Annotated in this window: 3 protein-coding genes; all 3 read left to right on the top strand. The window is 63.3% G+C overall.

The window, feature by feature from the left end:
• The coding region (locus ACH2EI_RS09220) for a hypothetical protein (protein WP_395159783.1) at positions 1 to 324 on the top strand (324 nt) is incomplete at its 5' end.
• 63 nt (positions 325 to 387) lie between these two features.
• A complete protein-coding gene (locus tag ACH2EI_RS09215; protein WP_395154830.1) occupies positions 388 to 600 on the top strand; it encodes a hypothetical protein in 213 nt (70 codons plus the stop codon).
• Positions 601 to 616: 16 nt separating this feature from the next.
• The coding region (locus ACH2EI_RS09210) for an ABC transporter substrate-binding protein (RefSeq protein ID WP_395159781.1) at positions 617 to 1691 on the top strand (1075 nt) is incomplete at its 3' end.

Below are 1691 nucleotides of genomic sequence, written 5' to 3'. Positions count from 1 at the left end.
GGCGACTACATCGCTGAGCCAGTCTTCGACACGAAGATGCGCGCCGTTGCAGTCGACTATCCCGTCCTTGATGCTGTGATGTTCGGAGTCGCTGCATGGTTGCTGTTCATTGCACGTCGACAGTCGCCGAGCCTCGTCATGGTGGCGCTCGGGTTGGTCTCGATGGTCGCTGGCAACGCGATCTACAACGTGCAATCAATCGACGGCGCATTCGGCCCAGGTGGCCTTGCGGAGCTGTTCTGGATCACGTTTGCTGCGCTTCTCGGCCTGGCCTGTCTCCATCCCTCGATGAAAAGTCGACCGCCCAGCAGCGCAGGAACCTGACCGCCTGATTGAACCTGCCGCTGGCACCACGCAGGTCGCCCGGGCCCGGGCCAGACTGCGCGCATGACAGATGTTTCGATCCTTGCAATCGTCGGCAGCTTGCGCACCGAGTCGGTCGTTGCACTACACGATGCCGCCAAAGGCATCGGACGCTACGGCGACAAGTTAAATGAGCACGGGGAATTCACCGACTCGCAAACTGGCGCCGACCTCGCTGACTTCGTGAGCCGCTTTGCCGAGCACTGCAGCACGTCTGCGAGCCCACCGGCGGTGTGAGTGACAAGATGCGGTAATGCGCGGCGGAGGATGCTTCAGAACAGGCATCGTCGTGGCCGCGCTGGTGGCCGCGTCATGTTCAGGGTCTGACCAAACTTCTGACACCCTCCCTCCCAAGCAGCCCGCACCCGAGCAACCCGCACCCGAGCAACCCGCACAGCCCGCACCCGAGTTACCAGCAGAGTTGTCGGCGGAGCACTCCGAGCAGCCCGCAGAGCTTCCCGAACCTGTCCGCGGCGGCACGCTGCGGTATGGCCTCGAAGCCGACGTCGATGGACTGAACCCGGCGTCGTCGGTCCTCTCTGCGCCCGGCCAGGTCATGGCGAATGCGATTTTCGACACGCTCGCCGCGGTCGCGTCCGACGGCAGCATCGTTCCCTACCTCGCAGAATCGTGGGAACCCGTCGACGGTGACCTGACGACCTGGCAGGTCACACTCCGCCAAGGGATCACGTTCCACGACGGCACACCCTTCGACGCCAGTGCCGTACAGGCAAGCTTCCAAGCTCAGTTCGACAGTCCGCTCATCGGCTTCGGTCTTCGACCGTTCTATCCAGCTGAAAATGCCACGAAGGTGATCGACGAGTTCACCATCCAATACAACCTGCTCGATCCGAACGCCCGGTTCCCGGCGACGCTGAGCACCCAGGGCGGCTACATAGCATCGCCCACGTGGCTCGCCGCCGCCCTCCTCGATCCGGCGCTTAACCAGGCCCCAGTCGGCACCGGTCCGTTCAAGATCGAAAGTCGCACGCTCGACTCGGTCACCCGCGTCGTACGCAACGACGACTGGTGGGGCGGTGATGTGTATCTCGACGCGATCGAGTTCCTACCAATCTCGGATCCTGACACCCGTACCGACCTGTTGAACAGCGGCGACCTCCAAGCGATCCAGACGACGAATCCGGCATCGATCATCGACCTGCAAGCTGACGACGGCATCGTCAACGTCATCGACACGTCAGGGGAGGAAAGCTTCGTCATGCTCAACGCCTCGCGCCCGCCGTTCGACGACCTGCGCGCCCGCCAAGCGCTGACGCTGGCCACACCGCTCCAGGCGTATCGCGACCTCATCGCCCTTGGTGTTGCGC

It is taken from the genome of Ilumatobacter sp. (assembly GCF_041688325.1).
GTDB lineage: Bacteria > Actinomycetota > Acidimicrobiia > Acidimicrobiales > Ilumatobacteraceae > Ilumatobacter_A.
Note: the sequence above shows the minus strand (reverse complement) of the source record. Positions and strands in the feature narration are given on the sequence as shown.

Coding starts and splice junctions, on each gene's coding strand:
- ACH2EI_RS09215 (WP_395154830.1), top strand. CDS start 388: ATGACAGATGTTTCGATCCTTGCAATCGTCGGCAGCTTGCGCACCGAG.